Source organism: Kitasatospora sp. NPDC088742, from assembly GCF_055584905.1.
In genome coordinates this window covers 14,567-36,046 of record NZ_JBVJLD010000071.1, presented here as the reverse complement: position 1 = coordinate 36,046, position 21,480 = coordinate 14,567, and the positions used below count along the sequence as shown (strand labels likewise).

Sequence of the window (21,480 nt, the reverse complement as noted above, 5' to 3'; positions counted from 1 at the left end):
CGGCCAGGGTCGCCTCGGTGACCGCGGTCACCGAGTTGGGCGCGACCAGCTCGTCGACGTACCGGGTGTCCTGCGGCCCGGGGCCGCCCCGCACCTCGGTGCGGGACCAGAGCAGCCGCTGCGGCCGGGCGCCGAGCGCGGCCAGCACCGTCCAGCGCTCCGAGCCGAACTCCCGCTCGTAGCGCCGGTAGGCGAGCCGGGCCAGCGCCGGGCCGGCCTGGCCCCGGAAGGCCTTGGCCTCCTCGGTGCCGACCGCCTCCAGCGCGTGGTCCGCCACCGCGTCCAGCAGGCCGACCGGCACGGCCGCCACCGAGTTGATCCGGGAGACGTCCCGGCCGTGCTCGGCGGCCAGCTCCAGGCCGGTCACGAAGGCCTCCAGCACCTGGCCGTAGCGCTCGGGCGAGAGCACCAGCGAGACGTGCACGCCGATCCCCTCGGCCAGGCAGCGGGTGACGGCGGGCAACGCCTCGACCGTGGCCGGCAGTTCGACCAGCAGGTTGGGGCGGTCCACCGCCTGGTGCAAGGTCCGGGCCTCGGCCAGCGCCGCCAGCGTGCCGCGGGCGAAGGCCGGGTCGACGGCGGCCGAGACCAGACCGTCCAGGCCCGCGGTGCACCGGTGGACCGGGTCCAGCAGGTCGCAGGCCTGGCGCAGGTCACGGACCGTCAGTTCGCGCAGCGCGACCGCCGCGGAGGCACCCCGGGCGGCCAGCTCGGCCAGCTGCTGGTGGTACGCCGGGCCGGCCCCGGGCGTGGTGACCGCCCCGACCACGGACCGGTCCCCGACCAGGGCGGCCAGGCCGCCGTCGGCCAGCCGGCCGCGGCCGAGACCGTCCAACCAGAGCGAGACGCCCTCCTCGGAGAGCCGCCGCGGGATGCCCGTCATCAGGCGGTTGCCCCGCCGTCCAGCACCAGGTCGTGGCCGACCACGAAGCTGGACTCGTCGCCGGAGAGCCAGAGCACGGTGTCCGCGATCTCCTCGGTCCGGGCGACCCGGCCGATCGGCACGCCGGCCTTGACCCGGGCGTCCCGCTGCTCCTCGGTCTCGTTGTACCGGCGGCCCTGGTCGGTGTCGACCGTGCCGGGGCTGATCGCGTTGATCCGGATGCCCTCCTTGATGTACTCGCGGGCGGCCGTCCGGGTCAGGGTGGAGAGCGCGGCCTTCGAGGCGGCGAAGGCGCCGAAGCCGGGGACCCGGCCGTGGATGCCGATGTTGGCCGCGGTGTTCACGATGACGCCGCCGCCGTGCTCGCGCATGTGGGCGATCTCGTGCTTCATCAGCAGCCACGCACCGGTCAGGTTGGTCGACAGGATGTCGCCCCAGACCGCCTCGCAGACCTCGGCGAGCGGGCTCGGACGGCCCATCACACCGGCGTTGTTGAAGGCGATGTGCAGGCCGCCGTGGCGCTCCACGGTGGACTGCACCAGCTTGATGACGTCCATGCCGTGCGTGACGTCGGCGCGGATGCAGTCGGCCTTGCCGCCGGCTTCCTCGATCAGGGCCACGGTCTCCCGCAGCTCGCTCGGCTCGCGGCCGGCCACCATCACGGTGGCACCCTCCCGGGCGAAGGCCAGCGCGGTGGCACGGCCGATGCCGGAACCGCCACCGGTGACCAGGGCGACCTTGCCGTCGAATCGTGCGGTCATCAGGTTCCTCCTGTGGATGTGCAAGTACCGCTCGTTCAGGCGGCGTTGGTCAGCTCGACGGGGCCGGCGGTGGCCCGGATCTCGTCGATCGCGGCGCGCAGCGCGTCGGTGAAGTAGGCGTCCGCGGCCTCCAGGAACCTGCTCTCCCGGACCGCGCGCTCGATCCCCTCGGGGGCCAGGTCCACCGAGATGGTCAGCGCGAGCGAGCCGTCCTCGGTGCGGTCGATCCGGTTGCTGATCGCCTGGATCTCGGGGTCGCCGGGCTGGCGGTAGACGATCTCGTCACCGGGCTCGATCTCGATGCGCTGGAACACGGTGCGGCCGTCCCGGACGATGCTCCGGTGGAATCCACCGGGAAAGCGGTCGAGTACGGTGCACTCGGTGATGGCCGGAACGTACGGGACGGGATTCTCGGCCTTGTCCATCAGCTGGTTCCAGAGCCCGTGCGCGTCCATCCGTGCTGTCCCGGACTCCGTCCCGGAATTGACCGGTACCGTCCAGGAGATCGTCACCGTCGACATCCGCTGCCCCTTCGCCGGGTAATTCGAACCGTTCTCCTTTCGAGAACTCTGCGCCAGCGCTCTGGACTGCGGCAATGAGGGTCCACTGACTTCGTCAGTTGCCGGAAAAGCGGTCAGCGCAGAGGATTACGGGAATTCCGCATCCGCTGCGCTGCCGGGTGGTGACGAGGGGTCAGGCCGCCGCGAGGCCGGCCTTGAGGGCGGTGGCGATCTGGACCGCGCGACGGGCCTGGTGGCCGATCGCGGCCAGGTTGTCGTCGTTCGGGGTGCCCACGTTGTTGTTCGAGACGTGGCTGGTGCCGTACGGGTTGCCGTTGGTCGGCGCGAACTGCACCGGGTGGGCGTAGCCGGGCGCCACGATGATGGCGCCCCAGTGGTAGAAGGTGTTGTTCAGCGCCAGCAGGGTGGACTCCTGGCCGCCGTGCAGGGTGGAGGTGGAGGTGAACGAGGAGACCACCTTGTTCACCAGCTTGCCCTGGAACCACAGACCGCCGGTGGTGTCGATGAACTGCTTGAGCTGGGCGGCCGGCAGGCCGAAGCGGGTCGGGGTGCCGAACAGGATCACGTCGGCCCACTCCAGGTCGGCCAGGGACGCCTCGGGCACGTCCCGGGTCTCCTCGACGTGGTCGGCCCACTCCTGCTTGGACGCGACCACGGCGGCCGGGGCCAGCTCGGCGACCTTGCGCAGACGCACCTCGGCCCCCGCCTTCGCGGCGGCCGAGGCGGCCTCCTCGGCAAGCTTGTGCACGTGGCCGGTGGACGAGTAGTAGATGATGGCGACATTGGTCACGGTCGCTACTCCATTCCCGGAGGGTCGTCGTGGGGCGCGGGCGGACCACCCCCGTCCCTCACGACTCTCCCGCGCCGGGACGCGGACCGGCAACGGTGGCCGGCCGACTCCATCACCTCATGGCGACCGGACCCTGACGGTGGCTCAGTCCGTCATTTCGGCCGCATATCCGGAACTGGACCACCGTACTTCCGGAAGTCTCAGTAGATCTCCATGTTTCCCATCATTCCCATGGCTCCGTGGTCGAACATGTGGCAGTGGTAGGGGTAGACGCCCCGGTAGCTGTTGAAGGTGATCAGCAGCCTGACCGTCTCCCCCGCCAGCACCTGGACGGTGTCCTTGAGACCGGCCTCGGCCGGGCCGGGCGGCTGCCCGTTGCGGTCCAGGACGCGGAACTGCACCAGGTGCACGTGGAAGTTGTGCGGCGCCCGGGTGTTGGTGTTGGTGATCGTCCAGACCTCGGTCGAACCCCAGGGGATCCGCACGTCGACCCGGTCCGGGTCGTAGGTCCGCCCGTTGATGTACGCCTGCGTGTCGGCCCGGCCGTCCTCGTCCATCCGCAGCTCGAAGCTGCGGTTGACGGTGGCGGACAACGGGGCGGGCAGGGTGCTCAGCCGGGCCGGCACCGTGGAGGAGTCGGAGGCGGTCCTGACCACGTCGAAGCGCATCACCTTGCCGACCTGGTCCGTCGGCCCGGGGCCGAGGGCGTTCTGCAGCTCCAGCTTGGTGCCGACCGGGAAGCGGGAGAAGTCGATGACGACGTCGGCCCGCTCGCCGGGCGAGAGCGCCAGCACCGGGGTCTCGTTCGGCCGCTCCAGCAGACCGCCGTCCGAACCGATCTGGGTGAAGGTGCCGTTGTTGGACAGGCTGAGCAGGAAGAAGCGGACGTTGGTCGAGTTGACGATCCGGAAGCGGTACTTGCGGGCCGCCACCTGGAAGTAGGGCCACGGCGATCCGTTGACCGTGATGGTGTTGCGGTTGAGGAAGTCGTCCATGACGTAGACGAGTTGGCCGTTCTCGTCGTACCGGCCGTCCCGGAGCACCAGCGGCACGTCGTAGGCACCGGTGGGCAGGTTGAGCCCGCACTCGGTGTCGTCGCCGAGCAGGTAGACCGAGGAGAGGCCGCGGTAGACGTTCTCCGACTCGTGGTGGTGCGCGTGGTCGTGGATCCAGAGCGTCGAGGCGCGCTGGTTGTTCGGGTAGGTGTACACCTTGCTGGCGCCGGGCGCGATGAGGTTCATCGGCGAGCCGTCGCTGTCCACCGGGACCTCGGCACCGTGCAGGTGGACCGAGACCGGCACGTCCAGCTGGTTGGTCTGACGGATCACCACCCGGGCGCCGCGTCTAGCCTTGATGGTGGGGCCCGGCACCAGACCGTTGTAGCCGTAGAACTCGGTCTGCTTCCCGGGCACGACCTCCTTCAGCACCTTCTTCATGGTGACCAGGTAGTAGTCCGCGGTGCCGCTGGAGAGCACCGGCGAGAGCACCGGCGGCACCGTGAGCGGGACCGCGTACTGCGGGATCACCGCCGGCGCCCCGATCGCGGCCGCCCCCGACTCGGCCGCCTGGGCGGCCCTCGAGCCGAGCACCGGGCTGGCCAGCCCGGCCGCTCCGACCACCCCCGTGGTGAGCACTCCGGCCTTCAGGGCGTTCCTACGTGACAGCATCGGTTCCCCGTTCCCGTTGCGTCGACGGCACGTCGACTACGCTCGGACGACCGTTCGATCATCCCCAACGAAGACTGCGGATTCTCTGCACGACCTATCAAACGCAGGTTCGAGACCATGTCAGCTAGTTGATTGACAGGCAAAAGGGCACCGTGAGCATGACAGTCAACGGTGCGTGACGGAGTGAGGGTCAAAAGCCGTCAGGTCGTCCCCGAACGTGACTCTGTGTCAACCGGCCCGCCCGTTCTGACGTACGGCTCCCTAAGCTGGGCAGAAACCGGGACAGTGAGTGGAACCTGCCCGTCCGGTAGGCCGTTCCCCCTGGCGAAAGGAGCACGACGATGCGCATCGAACAGCCCCCCGTGCTGGAGAGCAGCACGCCGCCCCGCCAGGCCATCCGACGCACGGCGGTGCTCGGCTCACCCGTCGGCCAGTCCATCACCGCGGTGCTGCACCGGGCCGGGCTGACCGCCATGGGCCTGGACTGGTCGTACCAGAACATCGAGTGCGACGAGACCGAACTCCCGCACGTCCTGGCCGGGTTGGAGACCGGCTGGGCCGGCTTCGCACTCGGCATGCCGCTCAAGCGGGCGGTGCTGCCGCTGATCGACGAGGTCTCCGACCTGGCCCTGGACGTCGGCGGGGTGAACACCGTGGTCTACCGCCGCGGGCGCAGCCACGGCGAGACCACCGACGTGTACGGCATGCTGACCGCGCTGCGCGAGGCCGGGGTCAGCTCACCCGGCTCGGCGGTGGTGCTCGGCGGCGGCGCGACGGCCTGCTCCGCGCTGGCCGCCCTGCGCGAACTCGGCGTCCTGGAGCCCTCGGTGGTGGTCCGCGACCGCAGCCGCGCGGCCGAGGCCACCGCCGCCGCCGGACGTCTGGGCATCGCCGTGGACGTGCACACCTTCGGCAGCCTGGAGTCGCTGCTGCCCGGCGCCGGCCTGGTGGTCTCCACCCTGCCCGCCGGGGCGGCCGACACCTTCGCCGCCGCCGTGATGCACTCCCGGGCCGCCGTCTTCGACGTCGTCACCTCGGCCTGGCCGACCAGGCTGGTCAAGGCGGCCGGCTTCGCGGGCTCCACCGTGGTGGACGGCATCTCCTTCGCGGTCCACCAGGCCGCCCGGCAGCTGGAGTTGCTCACCGGCCGGAGCAACGTGCCGATCGCGGCGCTGCGCCGCGCGGCCCAGGAGGAACTGCTCCGCCGCGCGGACTGAGACCGACCGGCGATCGGGGGGCGGGACGGCCCGTCGGCCGGGGCGGCCGGTGCGTGGATTCGCACCGGCCGCCCCGGCCGTCGCGGGCTCCCGCCCCCCGAGCGTCATCAGGCCGACAGCTCTTGCGACTTGTCGAATCCCTGGCGCCGCGCGGCGGAGAGCACCGAGATCGCGTGCGCCACCGAGCAGAGCGTCACGTGCCGGTGCCAGCCGGCGTAGGAGCGGCCCTCGAAGTCCCTCATCCCGACCCGGCCGGAGATCTCGGCGAAGTCCTTGGCCACCCGCCGGGTGAGCCGGCCCAGCCGGAGCAGGGCGACCGGCGGCACGTCCACCAGGTTGGAGAGCCAGAGCTCGGCGGGCTTGCCCTTGGAGCCGGACCAGCCGCCGACCAGGGCCAGCGCGCGCTCCGGCGGCACCATCATGCCGGGGCGCCGGACGGTCGGCATGGTCACCCTGGTCCCGCTGACCAGGATGGAGCGGGTGATCGAGTAGTCCGGGTCCACCCAGCCCACCGGCCGGGAGAAGCGCTTCGCCCACTCGATCAACTGCTGGGCCTGGAACACCCGTTCGCCACGGCCGGGCAGGCTGCCGTCGAAGCCGACCAGCCTGGTCGACCCGCTCACCCGCATCACGAACGGCACCCCGCGGCGGCAGAACTCCTCGACCAGGGTGGCGGCGTCCAGCTCGCGGGCGTCCAGCACCGCTGGGCGGCGGCGCAACCCCCAGTCCGGACCGGCCAGTTCGACCACGCTGTTGACCGCGCAGAGCTCCGGGGTGGTGGCCGAGACCTCGTCCGGGATCTTCGCGCGCTTGCGCCGCTCCTCGTTGGCCAGCCAGTCGGCCGGCAGCACCAGGCCCCAGTTGACCGGTGCGCTCATCTCCTCACTGGCAAGCCAAACACCGTACGCCTGCTGGCTGTTGACGACCCGTCCGAGCTCGGTCCGGAAGGACTCCTCGACTCCGACCGAGTGCTCCCCCGCCTTCGGGATGGCCATCGAGTTGAGCACCCAGGCCTGCGGCAGCAGCACCCGGTCCAGGTGCTTGGCGAGCGCCTGGCGGACCGGCCCCCACCGCCAGGACGAATCACTGATGAAGTGGTGCAGGCTCTGTTCGGCGGCGCCGTAGCCGGCCACCGCCGCGAGGGCCCGCATGGACTTGCGGCCCTGCACCGAGAGCAACCCCCCGACGTACCACTCCCCGCGGGCACGCTGGTCGCGACGCTTCAGCGAAGCCAGCATCCGGCGGGAGAACTCCGTGACGAAGTCGTCCGCCACGTCACCCCAGATGTGCTCAGGAACGTTCTTCTCGCTAACACCTTCCACAGCCCCCGTCCCCTCCTCCGTGGTCACCGTCTGGCGGCGATCGGGCACCGGACGGCGCCGCGCAGCCAGACAGCAGATGCTGGTGATGGATACAGTACAGAACCGACTGGTTGGTTTTGCTGACTCCGTCATCTTACGCACTGCCAGCGCAAGGTCACCAGAGGAAACATGACAGACCTTAGAAATACCGGGTAAGCGGTTTGTTACGCTACTCCGGAAGATGAACAGTCAGCAAACCGGGGCTTCGCGCGAGGCCGCCGAGTGCCACCAGGGAGGAGCCTTGATGGCCCGTCAGGAACGCGCTGAACGCACCCGCAAGGTCCTGATCAGGGCAGCAGCCGCCTCGTTCGACCAAGTCGGCTTCGCGATGACCGGTCTGAACGACGTCACCCGGCCGACCGGGATCTCCAAGGGCGCGCTCTACTTCCACTTCGGTTCGAAGGAGCTGCTCGCCGAGGCGGTCATCGCCGAGTCGCGGCTCGGACTCCGTGAGGTCGTCCGCAGGGCCCAGCGCTCGGCCGGCTGTCCGCTGCAGTACCTGATCGACCTCAGCCACGGACTGGCGCACCTACTGGCCACCGACATCGTCTTCCGGGCCGGCCTGCGGCTCACCGATGACAACGGCCTGGCCGACCACCAGCGGCCGAACCCCCATCCGGCCTGGATCCGCCTGATCACCCGTGAACTCTCCCGCAGCGCCTCGGCGGGCCGGATGAATCCGGAGGCCGGGGTCGAGGAGGCGGCCGGACTGCTCGCCGCCGCCACCGCGGGGGTTGAGATCATCGCCCGGCGCGACCGGGACTGGCTGGAGCCCAAGGTGATCACCCGGCTCTGGCAGGCCGTGCTCCCGCTGCTGGTCCCCGCTGACCAGCTGGTCGACATCCGCACCTCACCCCGTCCCTCCGTGGACGATCCGGCCGGGGAACCGATCGGCGAACCGATCGCGGCCTCCGTCGCGGGGCGGGCGGACCACTCGACCTACTGACGTGCCGTTCCGACGGAGTGTCTGCCCCTCCGCCTTCCCGACGCCGTCCCGTGCTCAGTCCTGGCCGGCCATCTGCAGCACCTTGGCCCCCCGGCCGCATGCCGCGTCGAGCCGTACCAGAGTGGCCGGCAGCGCGATGGTCGGCAGCAGGTGCCGCCAGAGCACCGAGACCCGGTCCTCCATGTCGGCCAGGTTGGTAGCCGCCTGGGAGAAGGTCTGCACCCCGGCGAAACTGGCGACCAGCATCTCCGCCGTCTCCCTGGCGTCGACCTGTGTCAGCACCTCGCCCAGGCCCTTCGCCTTCTCCAGCAGCCCTCCGCAGACCCCGGCCCAGGCCAGCAGCGGATTGCTGTCGGAGAAGTCGACCGAACCCCGCTCCATGGCCAGCCGTAGGCCGGCCCGCAGCAGCGGCGAGACGGGAAGCATGTGAGCCACCGCCATCGTCAGGTCGATCAATTCCTGGAGCTTGGAGACGTTCTCCGGAATGTCGAGATAGACGGTCTGCTCCTGGAGCACGCCGCGGGCCAACTCTTCCTTCGACGGAAAGTGGAAGTAGAGCGCCCCCTTCGTCACCTGGGCCCTGACCAGGATCTCCTTGATCGAGGCGGCGTCATATCCGTACTCGTCGAACACCTGGGCCGCGCCGAGCAGGATGCTTCTCCTGGTCTGTACTGCCCGTTCCTGCTGTGCCATGGGCTTGGTCTCTCCTGTCTTACCTTTGATCTGTTCATGACAGGCCTTGGACTGCCGTTGGAGTTCGCGGTATCAGGGTCTACAAATAAACCGGCTGCCCTGTATTGTAAGTGGCTGTTGCGCGTCGTCGCCCGTCTGCTGACAGTGATCCTTTGGGGGGGACCATGTCTGACCTGCTCTCGACCACCGCACTCGGAGTCGAGGCGGTGCACCGTTCGACAAGCACCACTTCCTTGCACTCCTTGCTGGCCCCACCTGCGTCTTTCACCACCACTGTGCCCAAGGAACTGGTCCACCGTGCCGCTGTGGCCGAGGTTCTGCTGACCCGGTGGCGCCGGATCGACGACCGGTTCTTCTCCGTCTCGGCCCAGTGGCCCCGGGGCCACAGCTTCTTCAGCTCGCCCGACGGCCTTCACCACGACTCCACTCTCATAGCAGAAACCATCCGGCAGGTTGGTACTCTACTCGCCCACGCTGAGTTCGCCGTACCTCTCACTAGCCGTTTTCTGCTGCACGATCTGGAGTTCACCGCCGTACTCCATCAGCTCACCGTCCGCGACACCCCGGCGGAGTTGGAGGTCCTGGTCAGCACCACGGTGACCAGGCAGCAAGGGCGTCGGGTGGCCGGTCTGCGGTACCAGATGACGCTGCTGAGGGACGGTCAGATCGCGGCGGTGGCGAACGTGAGCGCCACCTTCATGAGCCCCGAGGTCTACCGCCGGGTACGGGACAACCGGGTCGGCTCACCCCTGGTGCACCTGCAGCCGGCCCCGCCGGTGGAGCCCGCGCTGGTCGGCCGGCTGACCCCGACGGACGTGGTGCTCTCCGCCACCGGTGAGCGCGACCGCTGGCTGCTGCGACTGGACACCCGGCACCCGGTGCTCTTCGACCACCCCGGCGACCACGTCCCGGGCATGGTGATGCTGGAGGCGGCCCGGCAGGCGGCCCGGATCATGGTGCCGGAGGCGACCTTGGTCTCCTCGGCCAGCTCCGAGTTCAGCCACTACGTGGAGTTCGACTCGCCCTGCTTCGTCGAGGCGGTGGAGCTGCCCGTCGAGCATCCGAACCGGCGCACCGTCTCGGTCCGCGCCGAGCAGGACGGCCGGACGGTCTTCGCCAGCACGCTGACGGTGCCCACCTGTCTGCTCCGCGGCACCCGCGCCGGCGCCGCCTCCTCCTCCGGCCGCGGCCGGGCCACCTCCGAGCTCAGCCACCCCTGGGTGTGCAGCCCGGCCTGACGCTCCGTCATGTCGCGGCCGCTCCCAGGGCCCCGGCTCCACAGCCTCAGCTCCACAGCCTCCCGGTGGCGGCCTCCTCGTCCACCGCGCGCAGCAACTCCTCGTCCACCTCGGCAGGCTCCGCCACCAGGTGACGCACCCCGGCCTCCCGCATCAGCCGCGGTTGGAAGCCGTGCTCGAACCCGCTCGGGTGACCGATGAACGCCGCGCCCAGCTCACGGGCGGTCTCGGCCACCCGGGCCACGTCGTCGACGAAGACCACCTCGTCGTGGCGCAGCCCCAGGACGTCCGTGACGATCTCCCGGACACCGGGGCGGTAGCCGTCGGTGCAGACGTAGCCGGGCTCGTCGAACAACCCCGCGTGCACGCCGAGTTGACGTTCGAAGTGAGCCCTGGACAGACCGCCGTAGCAGACCGTCCGCAGCCCGAGGCCGCGCAGCCGGGCCACCATCTCGGGGGCGCCGTCCAGCACCCGGAGCGGATGCCGCTCCAGGTACTCCTCGCGCTCCCGGAAGTAGACCTCCAGGACCTTCTCCACCGGCCAGTCCAGGCCGGCCGCCTCGGCCGCCGCCGCGGCGGCGCTGCGCTGGTCCTGCGAGAAGATCCGGCGCTCCACCTCCGCCGTGTACGCGCCGCCCCGGCTGGTGACGAAGTGGTGGATCACCGGACTGAAGGTGTCGTCGAGCATGACACCGTCGATGTTGACGGCGGCCGCACGCAGCCGCCGGAGCGGCTCAGCCGCCATCGGCCCCTCCCCGATCGGATCGGCCGCCATTCTATGACCCGGGGCGGGCACTCCTGCCAGACCACCGTCAACTCATCCGTGCTCTACGTCACTTCGACCGGTGCATTCCGGCCGGTCGCCGGTGCCCGCCGCGGCGGACGGACTCCGGGCAGGGGTCAGCCGAACGCCAGGCCGAGACCGGGCACGCCGGCCAGCAGGTACTCGCCGCCCTCCACGGTGGCCTCGACGTCGAAGGCGCTGCGATGGGTGGGCGGGTAGCCGATCAGCTCGGCGGCCCGGGCCGGGAGGATCGGCCGGGCGGCGGCCTCGGCGGACTCCCAGTGGAAGACGGCACCCCAGCGGTTGGCCTCCAGGTCGGAGATCCAGCTCTTGCGGATCAGGCCGGGGTGACCGGTGAACCGCTCCACGCCCTCGTCCCGCACGAAGGCGCGCAGCTCCTCGATGCTCGCCTTCGACTCGGCGAGGTCCCACCAGACCACGACAACGCGCATGTGACTGCTCCAACTTGGCCGGATCGTGCGTACGGGAAGGTGTCCGACGGGCGGGCCTTCGTGCGGGAAGGCCTTCGTGCGGAGCGGCCGGGGGAGGCGGCCGCCCCGCACGGGTCGGGGGGTGGTCCGGGCTCAGGCGCCGAGCAGCGAGACCAGGGTGTCGGTGATGATGTGCAGGCCGTCCTGGCTCAGCACCGACTCGGGGTGGAACTGCATGGAGCGGAAGCCGGGGCCGCGCAGCGCGTGCACCTGGCCGTTGGCCGGGTCGCGGCTCACCTCCACCTCGCCGAGCGGGAGTCGGAGCACGTCGCGCTCGGCGTGCCCGGCGAAGGTGTTGTAGAAGCCGACCAGCTCGGTCCGGCCGAACAGGTCGATCTTCTTGGCCACGCCCTGGTTGGGCATGTCCCGGCGGACCAGGTCCAGCCCGAGGACCGCGCAGAGCACCTGGTGGCTGAGGCAGACCGAGAGGAACGGCGTGCCCTCGGCCAGCAGCCGGCGGGTCGCGGCGTGCAGGTGGGCGATCTTCGGGTGCTCCACCTCCTGCGGGTCCCCCGGGCCGGGGCCGAGCAGCACCAAGTCCCAGCCGTCGTCCAGCGAGTACTCCTCGTCGAACCGGCGCAGCGTCACCTCCAGCCCGAGCGACCGGAGTTGGTGGTCCCACATGGCGGTGAAGGTGTCCTCGGCGTCCACCACCAGCACCCGGCGGCCGGCCAGCGCGGGGACGGGGCGCTTGCGCTCCTCGGTGTCCTCCAGCCAGAACGGCGCCAGCGCGAGGTTGCGCTGGGCCAGCGCGGCCAGCACGTCGGGGTGCTTGGCGAAGCGCACCGGCTCGGCCGGGGCCGGGGCACCGGCGGCCCGGGTGGCGAACGCGGCCAGCAGCCCGGCCGCCTTGGCGGCGGTCTCGGCCACCTCGGACTCCGGCTTGGAGTCGCGGACCAGGGTGGCGCCGACGCCGATGCTCAGGCGCCCGGTGGAGGAGATCTCGGCGGTGCGGATCAGGATCGAGGAGTCCAGGGTGCGGCCGCCCTCGGCGTCCCGGCCGATCAGCGCGACCAGACCGCTGTAGTAGCCGCGGCCCTGCGGCTCGTAGCGCTTGATCACCTTGGCCGCGCTCTCCAGCGGGCTGCCGGTGACGGTGGGGGCGAACAGCGTCTCGCGCAGGATCTCCCGCGGGTCGCGGGTGGTCGCGCCGTCGATGAAGTACTCGGTGTGCGCCAGCCGGGCCATCTCCATCAGGTGCGGGCCGGTCACCCGGCCGCCCGACTCGGTGATCCGGGCCATCATCTTGAGCTCTTCGTCGACCACCATGTAGAGCTCGTTGGCCTCCTTGGGATCGGCCAGGAAGGAGAGCACGCCGGTGAGTTCGGGGCCGCCCTCGGGGTAGCGGTAGGTGCCGCTGATCGGGTTCATCACCGCGACGCCGCCGGCCAGGCTGATGTGCCGCTCGGGGGTGGCGCCGACGAAGGTGCGCTCGCCGGTGTCGATGACGAAGGTCCAGTAGGCGCCGCGCTCGCGCTCCAGCAGGCGGCGGAAGAAGGTGAGGCCGGCCGCCGGGGTGTAGTCGGTGATGTCGGCGACGAAGGCCCGCCGGATCACGAAGTTGGCGCCCTCGCCGTTGCCGATCTCCTCGGCCAGGATCTGCCGGACCACCCCGGCGTACTCCTCGTCGTCCACGTCGAACGCGCCGTCGACCAACTCGATCGGCTGGTCCGGCAGTTGGGCGAGCACCTGGTCGACGGGCAGCGAGGCCTGCTCCCGCACGGTGAGCGCCAGCAGCGGCGCCCCGTCGTCGGCGGCGGCGAAGCCGCGCTCGGCGATCTGCCGGTACGGGACCAGGGCCAGCACCTCGTGCTCGGCCCGGCCGGTGGCCACCGGCTCGCCCTCGGCCAGCGGGATGTCGGCCAGCCGGGCGACCTCGGCCACCTCTCCGCCGAGCAGGTCGATCCGCCCCGGCCCGCCGGCCTCCGGCCGGTGCAGCAGGGCGTACCCGGACTGCCGTCCGGAGAGGATTCGCTCCAGCAGCTCGTGGCCGCCGCCACCTGCCTGACTATCCGTCATCTTGGTCTCCTCCGTTGTCCGTTGGCGTCTTCGTCGCGCTTCTTGCTCAGTCCAGGTCGGCGAGCACGGCCTTGGTGGTGACCGCCATCGCACAGCGCTCGGCGGCGTACTTGAGCGCCAGCTGGTGGTACTCGAGGGTGAAGTCGGCGATCGCGTCGCCGACCAGGAAGGGCTGGATGTCGTGGGTGTAGGCGTCGAGGGTGGTGGCCAGCACGCCGATGTGGGCGTAGACCCCGCAGATCACCAGCTGGTCCCGGCCCTGCTCGCGCAGGAACTCCAGCAGCTGGGTGCGGTGGAAGGCGCTGTAGCGCCACTTGGTCAGCACCAAGTCGCCCTCGGCCGGGGCGATCGGCTCGACCACCTGCTTGTGCTCGGCGTCGATGGTCATCCCCGGGCCCCAGAAGTCCTTGAGCAGGCCGCGCTGTTCGGGCGTCATGCCACCGGGCTGGGCGGTGTAGGCGACCGGGATGCCGAGCTCGGCGGCGCGGTTCCGGAGCAGGGTGGCGTTGGCCACCAGCTGGGTGACCGGGGACTCGCCGGCCGTGAAGGGCTTGAGGAAGTACTTCTGCATGTCGTGGATCAGCAGCACCGCGCGGGCCGGGTCCACCGTCCACCGGACGGTGTTCTCCGGCAGGTCGCCCTGCTGGGGCATCGGGTACGGGCTGATGGTCGGGATCCCCATGACGGTTTTCCTCTCAACTCTGCTGTGCGGTGGGTCGGGTGACGCGGCGTCGGGTGGCTGCGGGCCGGTGGGGCGGCCCGCAGCCGAGGTGGCCGGCGGTGGGGCGCCGGCCCTGGTTCAGTGCCCGAGCGCCGCACCGCCGTCGACGGTGAGGTCGTGCATGGTGATGTGCGCGGCCTGGTCCGAGAGCAGGAAGAGCACCGCGTCCGCGATGTGCGAGGGCTGCGCGATCCGCCCGAGCGGGATGCCCACCCGGAAGACCTCCGCCACACCCTCGATCGAGGCGCGGGACGCGCTGTCGTCACCGTCGGACCAGAGCGCGGTGAGCATCGGGGTGTCGGTCGAGCCCGGCGCCACCACGTTGCAGCGGATGCCGTACTTGGAGACCTCCAGGCCCAGGCACTTGGTGAACATGGTGGCCGCCGCCTTGGAGGCCGCGTACGCCGACATGTCCACCCGCGCGGTGCCGGCGGCGTTGGACGCCACCGTCACGATCGCGCCGCGGCGCCCGCGCTCCACCATCCGGTTGACCACCGCCCGGGATATGAAGAACACCCCGGTGGTGTTGACCGCGAAGGTGGTCGCCCAGTCCTGGTCGGTCAACTCCTTGGCCGGACCGAGCCGGAGCACGCCGGCCCCGTTCACCAGGTAGTCGATCCCACCGAGCTGCTGCTCGATGGAGTCGACCACCTCTTCGACATCGATGCTGCTGGTCACGTCGGCCGGAAACGCCTCCGCCCGCCCGCCCGCGTTCCGCAGCTCCTTGGCGATCTCCTCCAGCCGGTCGCCGTTCCGGTCGACCAGGGCGACCGTCACACCTCGCTCGACCAGCCCTCGGACGACCGCCTCACCGATGCCGCCGGCCGCGCCGGTGACCATCGCGACCTTGTTTTCCATTCCGTGAATGCTCATGACGACCCCAAAGATCGAGGATGATCGACCGTTGTCGGCCGGTAGTAAGGAGGGCGGTGGGCCAGATCAGCCCCGCCAGGCAGCCGCGACTTCAAGTGCCTGCTCCGGGTTGAGCCGGGGGTCGCAGAAGCTGGTGTACTTCTCGCCGATCCGGTGGAGCTGGCGCTCGTCCCGGGCGCACTCGGTCACGTCGTCCGGTGTGGTCTCCAGGTGCAGGCCACCCGGGATCGCGCCGACGCTCAGCAGTGCGTCCTGGAAGCCGCGCACCTCGCGGATCACGGTCTCCACCAGACGGGTCTTCAGCCCGCCCGGCCCGTTCACGGTGTTGCCGTGCATCGGGTCGGTCAGCCAGACCACCGGGTGCCCCTCGGCCTTGACCGCCGCCGCCATCGCGGGCAGCTTCTCGGCCACGTTCTCGGCACCCATCCGGGCGATCAGCACCAGCCGGCCCGCCTCGCGCTCGGGGTCGAGCGTGCGGCAGAGCGTCAGCAGGTCCTCGATGCTCATGCTCGGACCGACCTTGGAGGCCACCGGGTTGGCCACCGAGGCGAGCAGCGCCACGTGCGCGCCGTCCAGCTGGCGGGTCCGGTCGCCGATCCACGGCAGGTGGGTGGAGGCCAGGTACGGCCGGCCGTCGTCGGTACGACGGAGCAGCGGCACCTCGTAGTCCAGCAGCAGCGCCTCGTGGCTGGTCCACACCGGGGCGCCGGCCGCGGCCAGGCCGGCGTCGCTGCGCTCGCGCAGCGCGCCGAACGCCTGGGCGGCGGCGTCGTATCCGGCCAGCAGGCGGGTCGGGTCCGGGCGGCGCAGCTCCAGGTCGGGCTCGGGGCTGTTCACCATGTGGCCCCGGTAGACCGGGAGTTCCACCCCCCCGACGATCTCGGTCGGCTTGGAACGCGGCTTGCCGAACTGACCGGCCATCCGGCCGATCCGCAGCACCGGCCGCAGGGTATTCATCGAGACCACCCCGGCCAGTGCGTCCAGCAGGCCGACCTTGCGGGTCACGTACCCCGGCTCGCACTCCGCCGGGTCCTCCGCGCAGTCACCGGCCTGGACGACCTGGAGGCGGCCGGTGGCCACCTCGGCAAGCAGGCCGCGCAGTTCGGTGAGCTCCGCCGGGGTGACCAGCCCCGGACGGTCGGACAGCTCGGCAGCCACCTGGGACAGCTGCTCGCCGTCCTCCCAGTCGGGCTGCTGCTGGGCGGGGAGCGATTTCCAGTACTGGAGTTCGCTCTCCGACAGCGGCGGACCGGCCGGAGCCGACTGCGCCGCCATGACGTCGCTACTCACTCAGAACCTCCGTGGTCATGAATTCTTTTCCATTTGCCCGGAAAGAGCGGCTGCCGAATATCCGGCCAATGTTCTGGATTCAGTGCGGAAGGCAACCTTTACTTGAGTTTGAGTAGCACAAAGTGGCTGGTCAACGGCGACTTTGACACTCCGTCAGGTGGCCGGAACCGTGTCACTAGGAACCGTCCGGTTGGATTGTTTTTATTATTGACGGGTCGCCGACGAAATTCCTGGCATCGGGATTTCCGAATTCACGGTGGTCGGCCGGTCACTTCGCCATATCGGGTTCTTCTGAGGCACTGGGCCCGGTACTGCGTCAGATCGTGGGACACCGACGACAGAGCGCCGCCCGGCGAAGCCGGACGGCGCTCTGGACGTGCTGGGGGGCGGCTCAGGCGGCGCGGCCGCGGGCCTCCGCCAGCCGCTGCCGGGCCTGTGCGGCCACCCGCTCGGCGGCGAAGGCCACCTGCTCGTACAGCGTCTGGTACGGCGCGGACAGGCCCGCCCCCGCCAGGCCCACCGGCGCACCCGCCTGGCCGGCCAGCGCGTACCAGCCGAGCGAGGCGCCCGCCCCGACCGAGACCCGCACTCCGGTGCCGCGGGGCAGCACCCGCTCCCGGTACTCCCGCGCCTGGCGCTCGAACCGGGCCGGGCAGTCCATCCCCACCACCCGGGTGGACACCCCCGCCGCCTCCAGGATCTCCCGGGCCCGCAGCGCCACCGGCTCCTCGCCGCCCGCCGCGATCAGGATCACCTCCGGCAGGCCTCCGGCCGCCTCCGCCAGCACGTGGCCACCGCGGACCGCCGGGGTGTCCTCTCCCAGGATGCTCATCGCCCGTGCCTGCCTCTCCGTCGAAGCCGCGCCCACACCTACCGACGACTCTCCGCCCGCTCCCCGACACGGACAAACCCGCATCTGTCACTCCGTCACATGCCGATCACCGCACTGTGGTTGGATCTCCGCGACAGGTTTCCGACCGGAGAGGGGGCTCCGATGGGAGCACTGGAGGGCAAGACCGCACTAGTCACCGGTGCCAGCCGGGGGATCGGCCGGGGCATCGCCCGCAGGCTGGCCGCCGACGGCGCACTGGTGGTGGTCCACTACGGGGTGAACGAGGCCGCCGCCGAGGAGACGGTGCGGCTGATCGAGAAGGAGGGAGGGCGGGCCGTCACGGTCGGCACCGACCTGGCCGAGCTCGACGGGCCGGTCCTGCTCTGCGCGCGGCTCTGGGAGGCGCTCGACGCGGCCGGCGCCGGACGCGGCCTGGACATCCTGGTCAACAACGCCGCCCTCTCCGGCGGCGGCCACCTGGCCGAGCTCTCGGTCGAGCACTACGACCGGCTGCACCTGGTCAACACCCGCTCGCCGCTGCTGCTGATCCAGCAACTGCTGCCCGACCTGCGCGAGGGCGGACGGATCGTCAACATCTCCTCCGCCGCCACCCGGATCTCCTTCCCCGAGTCGATCGGCTACGCGATGACCAAGGGCGCTCTGGAGGCCCTCACCCTCGCCCTGGCCAAGGACCTCGGCCCGCGCAACATCACCGTCAACACCGTGGCCCCCGGCTACGTCGCCACCGACATGAACGCCCGCCGCCGCACCACCCCCGAGGCCGCCGCCTCCCTCGCCTCCCTCTCCGCCCTCGACCGCATCGGCTCCCCCGAGGACATCGCGGAGATGGTCGCCTTCCTCGCCTCCCCCGCCGCCGGCTGGACCACCGGCCAACGCCTGGAGGTCAGCGGCGGCCTGCTGATCTGACCCCGCGTCAACCCGCCCAAGCCGAAGGCCCCCGACCACTACGGTGGTCGGGGGCCTTCGCACGGCGGAGAGTGTGGGATTTGAACCCACGGTGACGGGTCACGCCACGACAGTTTTCAAGACTGGTCCCTTAGGCCGCTCGGGCAACTCTCCAGGCGGAGGTCAGCCTAACGGTTCCGCCGGGGATCCGTGCACACCCTTTTGCCGGTCGGGCCTAGTTGTCGCCCTTGCGTTCGCCGAGGGTGACGGTGGTCTTGGCGGCCTTGCCGTCGCGGGTGTACTCGACCTCGACCTTGTCGCCGGGCTTGTACGTCCAGATCTCGCTGACCAGGGTCGGGCCGCTGTCGATGACGTGGCCGCCGAGCTTGGTGATGACGTCGCCCGGCTTGAGGCCGGCCTGGTCGGCGGGGCCGCCGGCGGTGACGGCGGACTTGCCCTGGACGGAGGAGGTCTGGATCTGGGCGCCGTCGCCCTTGTAGTCGTCGTTGCGGAGCACGCCGAGGATCGCGTAGACGGGGGTGCCGTTGGCGATCAGGTCTCCGGCCACGCGCTTGGCCTGGTTGATCGGGATGGCGAAGCCGAGGCCGATCGAGCCGGCCCGGCCGGAGCCGCTGCTGTTCGACTGGATGGCCGAGTTGATGCCGATGACCGCGCCGGAGGCGTCCAGCAGCGGGCCGCCGGAGTTGCCCGGGTTGATCGAGGCGTCGGTCTGCAGCGCGTTCATGTAGGAGGCCTGCGCGCTGCTCTCGTCGCCGGAGGCGACCGGGCGGTCCTTGGCACTGACGATGCCGGTGGTGACGGTGCCCTCCAGGCCGTACGGGGCGCCGATCGCGATGGTGGCGTCGCCGACCGCGACCTTGTCCGAGTCGCCCAGGGCGAGCGGGACCAGCTTGTCCTTGGACGGGTTGTCGAGCTTGATGACGGCGACGTCGTAGCCCTGGGCCCGGCCGACCACCGAGGCGTTGAAGGAGGAGCCGTCGGAGAAACGGACCGTCAGCTTGCCGCCGCTGGCGGCCGGGGCCACCACGTGGTTGTTGGTGAGGATGTGGCCCTCGGTGTCGAAGACGAAGCCGGTGCCGGTGCCGGACTCGCTGGAGCCCTGCGCCTTGATGGTGACGACGCTCGGCAGCGCCTTGTTGGCGATGCCGGCCACCGACTCGGGGGCCCGGTTGACCGCCTGCTGGTTCTGGCTGGCCTGCACGGTGGTGCTGGTGTTCCGGCCGGAGGAGGTGCTGGTGCGGCCGTCCCGGTCGGCGACCGAGACGCCGATCGCGCCGCCGGCCAGACCGGCCAGCAGGGCGACGGCCGCGACCAGGGCGATCAGCCCGCCGCGCTTGCGGCCGGGCGCCGGGGTGGCCGCGCCCGGGAACTCCGGGTACCCGGGCAGGCCGGGGCCGCCGCCACCGGGCGGGGTGGCCCAGCCGCCGAGCGGGGTGCCCGCACCGAAGGGGTGCGGGTGCGCCTGGGGCTGGGGGTGCGGGTACGGCTCGGCGGCCGGGACCGCGTACGGGTTCTCGGACGGGACCACCGGCGGCGGCGCGTCCAGATAGGACGGGGCGGCCGGCGGGGTTGGCGGGGCGGCGGGCGCGGGCGGCAGTACCGGCGGCGGCGCGTCCAGGTAGGAAGGCGCCGGGGGCGCGACCTTGCCGAGGGCCACCGTGTCGGCGGGCGCGGCGGGGGCGGCGTTCGACGCGGCGTCAGCCGCCTCACGGGCCGTGGAGGTGCGCTCCTCCTCGGGACGCGAGTCCCCACTCACGTGCTCGGTGCTCACGGACGACCTCCATAGCTGACAGGACCTTGGGCCATAGTTTTCCGCATGTCCGATTCAGTTGCCGTAAGGAGCGTTCTGAAGGATTGGTGAGAATCCTTAGCCGTTCCCGACATCCCACACCTTGGGCCCCGCCTTGGTGTTCGACGGTCCGACGGCTAGCCTGGCGCTCCAAACTGACACGCGGGAGCTTGGACCGTCCAGGCTGAGAGTGCGCGGAACGACCGTACGCCATGCAGACGCGGGCCGTACGGCGAGGGAGCGCAGACCGCTCGAACCTGTCCGGGTAATGCCGGCGTAGGGAGCTTCGGCCATGACGGCTGCTTCGCCTTCCCCTGTCCAAGACGTCCAAGACGTCTCCGCGAGAGCCGAGGCGCCGCTGGTCCTCGACACGGCGCCGCCGCGCACGCTGGACTTCCGGGCACTGTTCTCACTCTGGGCCAACCTCGGCGTCAGCCTGATCGGCTTCACCAGCGCCGCCACCGTGATCGGCGTCAAGGGCGCCGAGCTCTCGCTGGCCGCCGCGATCACCGCCACGGTGGCCGGCACCGCGATCGGCACCTCGATGCTGGGCGTCGCCGCGCTGATCGGCGCCCGCACCGGCGCCCCCGCGATGGCCCTGCTGCGCGGCCTGTTCGGTACCCGGCTGTCGTACGTGCCGACGGTGCTGAACATCGCGCAGTGCGTCGGCTGGGGCGTGTACGAGCTGCTGGTGATCGCGATGGGCGCCCAGGAGGTGACGGGCACTCAGGGCTGGCGGTGGCTGTTCGTCCTGCTGGCCGGGGTGCTGACCACGGCGCTGACCATCTGGCCGCTGGGCTCGATCGCGGTGCTGCGCAAGTACGTGACCATCGCGGTGGGCATCGCGATGGTGTACTTCACCGTCCAGCTGGTCCGCCAGGGCGTGCCGAACCCCGGTGCGGGCAACTGGACCGGCTTCCTGGGCGCGACCGACGCGATCATCGCGGTCTCGATCTCCTTCGTGCCGCTGGCCGCCGACTACACCCGGCACGCCCGCAGCTCCTCCTCCGCCTACTGGGCCACCTTCTCCGGCTACTCGCTGGCGCAGGTCTGGTGCTACCTGCTCGGCGTGGTGGCGCTGCTGCAGTCCGAGGGCGACGCGACCCGGATCTTCTCCTCCTTCACCGGCGTCGCGGCCGGCTGGGCCTTCCTGCTGGTGCTGGTGATCCGGGAGACCGACCAGTCCTTCGCCAACGTCTACTCCACCGCGATGTCGGTGCAGAACCTGCTGCCGAAGGTGGACCGCCGGGTGCTGACCGGCGGGATCGGCGCGCTGGTGACGGTGCTGGCGCTGAACATCGACGAGTTCACCGCCTCCTACTACGCCTTCCTCGGCCTGATCGGCGCGGTCTTCGTGCCGATGTTCGCGGTGCTGGCCGCGGACTACTTCCTCGGTAGCGGCCGGAAGGGCTGGAACCTGAGTGAGGACGCGCCCGGCCGGCCCCTGATGCTGCTGCCGTGGGCGCTCGGCTTCGCCACCTACCAGTTCATCGCGCCGACCGCGATCGACGGCTGGCAGGGCATGTGGCAGGACCTGCAGTCGGCGGTGGGCTTCGCCCCGCAGGCCTGGACCTCGGCCTCGCTGTTCTCCTTCCTGGTGGCCGGCCTGGCCACCCTGGCGGTCCAGCCCCGCAAGTGAGCCGACCCGCCGCCACGGGGACTTCACCCGGAGTTTCC

General features: G+C 70.9%; 20 protein-coding genes and 1 tRNA gene. 5 read left to right on the top strand and 16 right to left on the bottom strand.

What is annotated here, in order from left to right; translation table 11 throughout:
* From ACZ6ZR_RS35735 to ACZ6ZR_RS35715, 5 genes are all read right to left on the bottom strand, one after another.
* Positions 1–883: transaldolase family protein (locus tag ACZ6ZR_RS35735; protein WP_465649709.1), on the bottom strand; the 883-nt coding region annotated here is incomplete at its 3' end.
* Entirely contained in the window at positions 883–1,644 is a 762-nt protein-coding gene (locus ACZ6ZR_RS35730) for a glucose 1-dehydrogenase (protein ID WP_465649707.1), read from the bottom strand. The genes ACZ6ZR_RS35730 and ACZ6ZR_RS35735, both read right to left, overlap by 1 nt.
* A gap of 35 nt (positions 1,645–1,679) precedes the next feature.
* Complete coding sequence (locus ACZ6ZR_RS35725) at positions 1,680–2,165, bottom strand: AtaL-like protein (protein WP_465649705.1); 486 nt, start codon at positions 2,163–2,165, stop codon at positions 1,680–1,682.
* 172 nt (positions 2,166–2,337) lie between these two features.
* Complete coding sequence (wrbA, locus tag ACZ6ZR_RS35720) at positions 2,338–2,955, bottom strand: NAD(P)H:quinone oxidoreductase (protein WP_465649703.1); 618 nt, start codon at positions 2,953–2,955, stop codon at positions 2,338–2,340.
* A 200-nt stretch (positions 2,956–3,155) separates the two neighbouring features.
* Positions 3,156–4,622 carry a multicopper oxidase family protein gene (locus ACZ6ZR_RS35715; protein WP_465649701.1) on the bottom strand — a complete coding sequence of 489 codons (1,467 nt, stop codon included), beginning with the start codon at positions 4,620–4,622 and terminating at the stop codon, positions 3,156–3,158.
* A 341-nt stretch (positions 4,623–4,963) separates the two neighbouring features.
* On the opposite strand from ACZ6ZR_RS35715, the gene ACZ6ZR_RS35710 reads away from it, so the two are divergent.
* A complete protein-coding gene (locus tag ACZ6ZR_RS35710) occupies positions 4,964–5,839 on the top strand; it encodes a shikimate dehydrogenase (protein WP_465649699.1) in 876 nt (291 codons plus the stop codon).
* Between the two features lie 107 nt (positions 5,840–5,946).
* Here the strand turns inward: ACZ6ZR_RS35710 and ACZ6ZR_RS35705 are convergent, their stop codons facing one another.
* Positions 5,947–7,161, bottom strand: coding sequence for an IS701 family transposase (locus ACZ6ZR_RS35705; RefSeq protein ID WP_465649697.1), 1,215 nt, complete (start codon positions 7,159–7,161; stop codon positions 5,947–5,949).
* Positions 7,162–7,444: 283 nt separating this feature from the next.
* Between ACZ6ZR_RS35705 and ACZ6ZR_RS35700 the strand changes: the two genes are divergently transcribed.
* Positions 7,445–8,146 (top strand): ScbR family autoregulator-binding transcription factor, encoded by a 702-nt coding sequence (locus ACZ6ZR_RS35700; protein ID WP_465649695.1) that lies wholly within the window; start codon positions 7,445–7,447, stop codon positions 8,144–8,146.
* Between the two features lie 54 nt (positions 8,147–8,200).
* On the opposite strand, the gene ACZ6ZR_RS35695 is transcribed toward ACZ6ZR_RS35700, so the two are convergent.
* Positions 8,201–8,839, bottom strand: a complete 639-nt coding sequence (locus ACZ6ZR_RS35695) for a ScbR family autoregulator-binding transcription factor (RefSeq protein ID WP_465649693.1) — start codon at positions 8,837–8,839, stop codon at positions 8,201–8,203.
* A gap of 164 nt (positions 8,840–9,003) precedes the next feature.
* Here ACZ6ZR_RS35695 and ACZ6ZR_RS35690 point away from each other — a divergent pair, with 164 nt between their 5' ends.
* On the top strand, positions 9,004–10,077 hold the full coding sequence (locus tag ACZ6ZR_RS35690) for a ScbA/BarX family gamma-butyrolactone biosynthesis protein (RefSeq protein WP_465649691.1): 1,074 nt from the start codon (positions 9,004–9,006) through the stop codon (positions 10,075–10,077).
* A 46-nt stretch (positions 10,078–10,123) separates the two neighbouring features.
* Here the strand turns inward: ACZ6ZR_RS35690 and ACZ6ZR_RS35685 are convergent, their stop codons facing one another.
* The 7 genes from ACZ6ZR_RS35685 to ACZ6ZR_RS35655 form a co-directional block, all read right to left on the bottom strand.
* On the bottom strand, positions 10,124–10,822 hold the full coding sequence (locus ACZ6ZR_RS35685) for an HAD family hydrolase (RefSeq protein ID WP_465649689.1): 699 nt from the start codon (positions 10,820–10,822) through the stop codon (positions 10,124–10,126).
* A 155-nt stretch (positions 10,823–10,977) separates the two neighbouring features.
* Positions 10,978–11,313: a hypothetical protein gene (locus tag ACZ6ZR_RS35680; protein WP_465649687.1), complete on the bottom strand. Its 336-nt coding sequence runs from the start codon at positions 11,311–11,313 to the stop codon at positions 10,978–10,980.
* A gap of 132 nt (positions 11,314–11,445) precedes the next feature.
* A complete protein-coding gene (locus ACZ6ZR_RS35675; RefSeq protein ID WP_465649685.1) occupies positions 11,446–13,371 on the bottom strand; it encodes an anthranilate synthase family protein in 1,926 nt (641 codons plus the stop codon).
* 46 nt (positions 13,372–13,417) lie between these two features.
* The gene (locus ACZ6ZR_RS35670; RefSeq protein WP_465649683.1) at positions 13,418–14,053 is read right to left on the bottom strand and encodes an isochorismatase family protein; all 636 of its coding nucleotides are present in this window, start codon (positions 14,051–14,053) and stop codon (positions 13,418–13,420) included.
* A gap of 117 nt (positions 14,054–14,170) precedes the next feature.
* The gene (locus ACZ6ZR_RS35665; protein ID WP_465649681.1) at positions 14,171–14,950 is read right to left on the bottom strand and encodes a 2,3-dihydro-2,3-dihydroxybenzoate dehydrogenase; all 780 of its coding nucleotides are present in this window, start codon (positions 14,948–14,950) and stop codon (positions 14,171–14,173) included.
* 81 nt (positions 14,951–15,031) lie between these two features.
* Entirely contained in the window at positions 15,032–16,240 is a 1,209-nt protein-coding gene (locus ACZ6ZR_RS35660) for a 3-deoxy-7-phosphoheptulonate synthase (RefSeq protein ID WP_465649711.1), read from the bottom strand.
* A gap of 406 nt (positions 16,241–16,646) precedes the next feature.
* The gene (locus ACZ6ZR_RS35655) at positions 16,647–17,087 is read right to left on the bottom strand and encodes a transketolase-like TK C-terminal-containing protein (protein WP_465649679.1); all 441 of its coding nucleotides are present in this window, start codon (positions 17,085–17,087) and stop codon (positions 16,647–16,649) included.
* 162 nt (positions 17,088–17,249) lie between these two features.
* On the opposite strand from ACZ6ZR_RS35655, the gene ACZ6ZR_RS35650 reads away from it, so the two are divergent.
* Entirely contained in the window at positions 17,250–18,014 is a 765-nt protein-coding gene (locus tag ACZ6ZR_RS35650) for an SDR family oxidoreductase (RefSeq protein WP_465649677.1), read from the top strand.
* A 65-nt stretch (positions 18,015–18,079) separates the two neighbouring features.
* On the opposite strand, the gene ACZ6ZR_RS35645 is transcribed toward ACZ6ZR_RS35650, so the two are convergent.
* A tRNA-Ser gene (locus ACZ6ZR_RS35645) sits at positions 18,080–18,167 on the bottom strand.
* Positions 18,168–18,228: 61 nt separating this feature from the next.
* Complete coding sequence (locus ACZ6ZR_RS35640; protein WP_465649675.1) at positions 18,229–19,785, bottom strand: S1C family serine protease; 1,557 nt, start codon at positions 19,783–19,785, stop codon at positions 18,229–18,231.
* Between the two features lie 310 nt (positions 19,786–20,095).
* On the opposite strand from ACZ6ZR_RS35640, the gene ACZ6ZR_RS35635 reads away from it, so the two are divergent.
* Positions 20,096–21,442, top strand: coding sequence for a purine-cytosine permease family protein (locus ACZ6ZR_RS35635; RefSeq protein ID WP_465649673.1), 1,347 nt, complete (start codon positions 20,096–20,098; stop codon positions 21,440–21,442).
* Positions 21,443–21,480 lie beyond the last annotated feature (38 nt).

Excerpts from the sequence above, each read along its gene's own strand:
- ACZ6ZR_RS35725 (WP_465649705.1), bottom strand. The coding sequence starts at position 2,165 with ATGTCGACGGTGACGATCTCCTGGACGGTACCGGTCAATTCCGGGACG.
- ACZ6ZR_RS35665 (WP_465649681.1), bottom strand. The coding sequence starts at position 14,950 with ATGGAAAACAAGGTCGCGATGGTCACCGGCGCGGCCGGCGGCATCGGT.
- ACZ6ZR_RS35670 (WP_465649683.1), bottom strand. The coding sequence starts at position 14,053 with ATGGGGATCCCGACCATCAGCCCGTACCCGATGCCCCAGCAGGGCGAC.
- ACZ6ZR_RS35695 (WP_465649693.1), bottom strand. The coding sequence starts at position 8,839 with ATGGCACAGCAGGAACGGGCAGTACAGACCAGGAGAAGCATCCTGCTC.
- ACZ6ZR_RS35660 (WP_465649711.1), bottom strand. The coding sequence starts at position 16,240 with ATGGCGGCGCAGTCGGCTCCGGCCGGTCCGCCGCTGTCGGAGAGCGAA.
- ACZ6ZR_RS35715 (WP_465649701.1), bottom strand. The coding sequence starts at position 4,622 with ATGCTGTCACGTAGGAACGCCCTGAAGGCCGGAGTGCTCACCACGGGG.
- ACZ6ZR_RS35710 (WP_465649699.1), top strand. The coding sequence starts at position 4,964 with ATGCGCATCGAACAGCCCCCCGTGCTGGAGAGCAGCACGCCGCCCCGC.
- ACZ6ZR_RS35655 (WP_465649679.1), bottom strand. The coding sequence starts at position 17,087 with ATGAGCATCCTGGGAGAGGACACCCCGGCGGTCCGCGGTGGCCACGTG.
- ACZ6ZR_RS35700 (WP_465649695.1), top strand. The coding sequence starts at position 7,445 with ATGGCCCGTCAGGAACGCGCTGAACGCACCCGCAAGGTCCTGATCAGG.
- ACZ6ZR_RS35690 (WP_465649691.1), top strand. The coding sequence starts at position 9,004 with ATGTCTGACCTGCTCTCGACCACCGCACTCGGAGTCGAGGCGGTGCAC.
- ACZ6ZR_RS35650 (WP_465649677.1), top strand. The coding sequence starts at position 17,250 with ATGGGAGCACTGGAGGGCAAGACCGCACTAGTCACCGGTGCCAGCCGG.
- ACZ6ZR_RS35635 (WP_465649673.1), top strand. The coding sequence starts at position 20,096 with ATGACGGCTGCTTCGCCTTCCCCTGTCCAAGACGTCCAAGACGTCTCC.
- ACZ6ZR_RS35675 (WP_465649685.1), bottom strand. The coding sequence starts at position 13,371 with ATGACGGATAGTCAGGCAGGTGGCGGCGGCCACGAGCTGCTGGAGCGA.
- ACZ6ZR_RS35685 (WP_465649689.1), bottom strand. The coding sequence starts at position 10,822 with ATGGCGGCTGAGCCGCTCCGGCGGCTGCGTGCGGCCGCCGTCAACATC.
- ACZ6ZR_RS35730 (WP_465649707.1), bottom strand. The coding sequence starts at position 1,644 with ATGACCGCACGATTCGACGGCAAGGTCGCCCTGGTCACCGGTGGCGGT.
- ACZ6ZR_RS35680 (WP_465649687.1), bottom strand. The coding sequence starts at position 11,313 with ATGCGCGTTGTCGTGGTCTGGTGGGACCTCGCCGAGTCGAAGGCGAGC.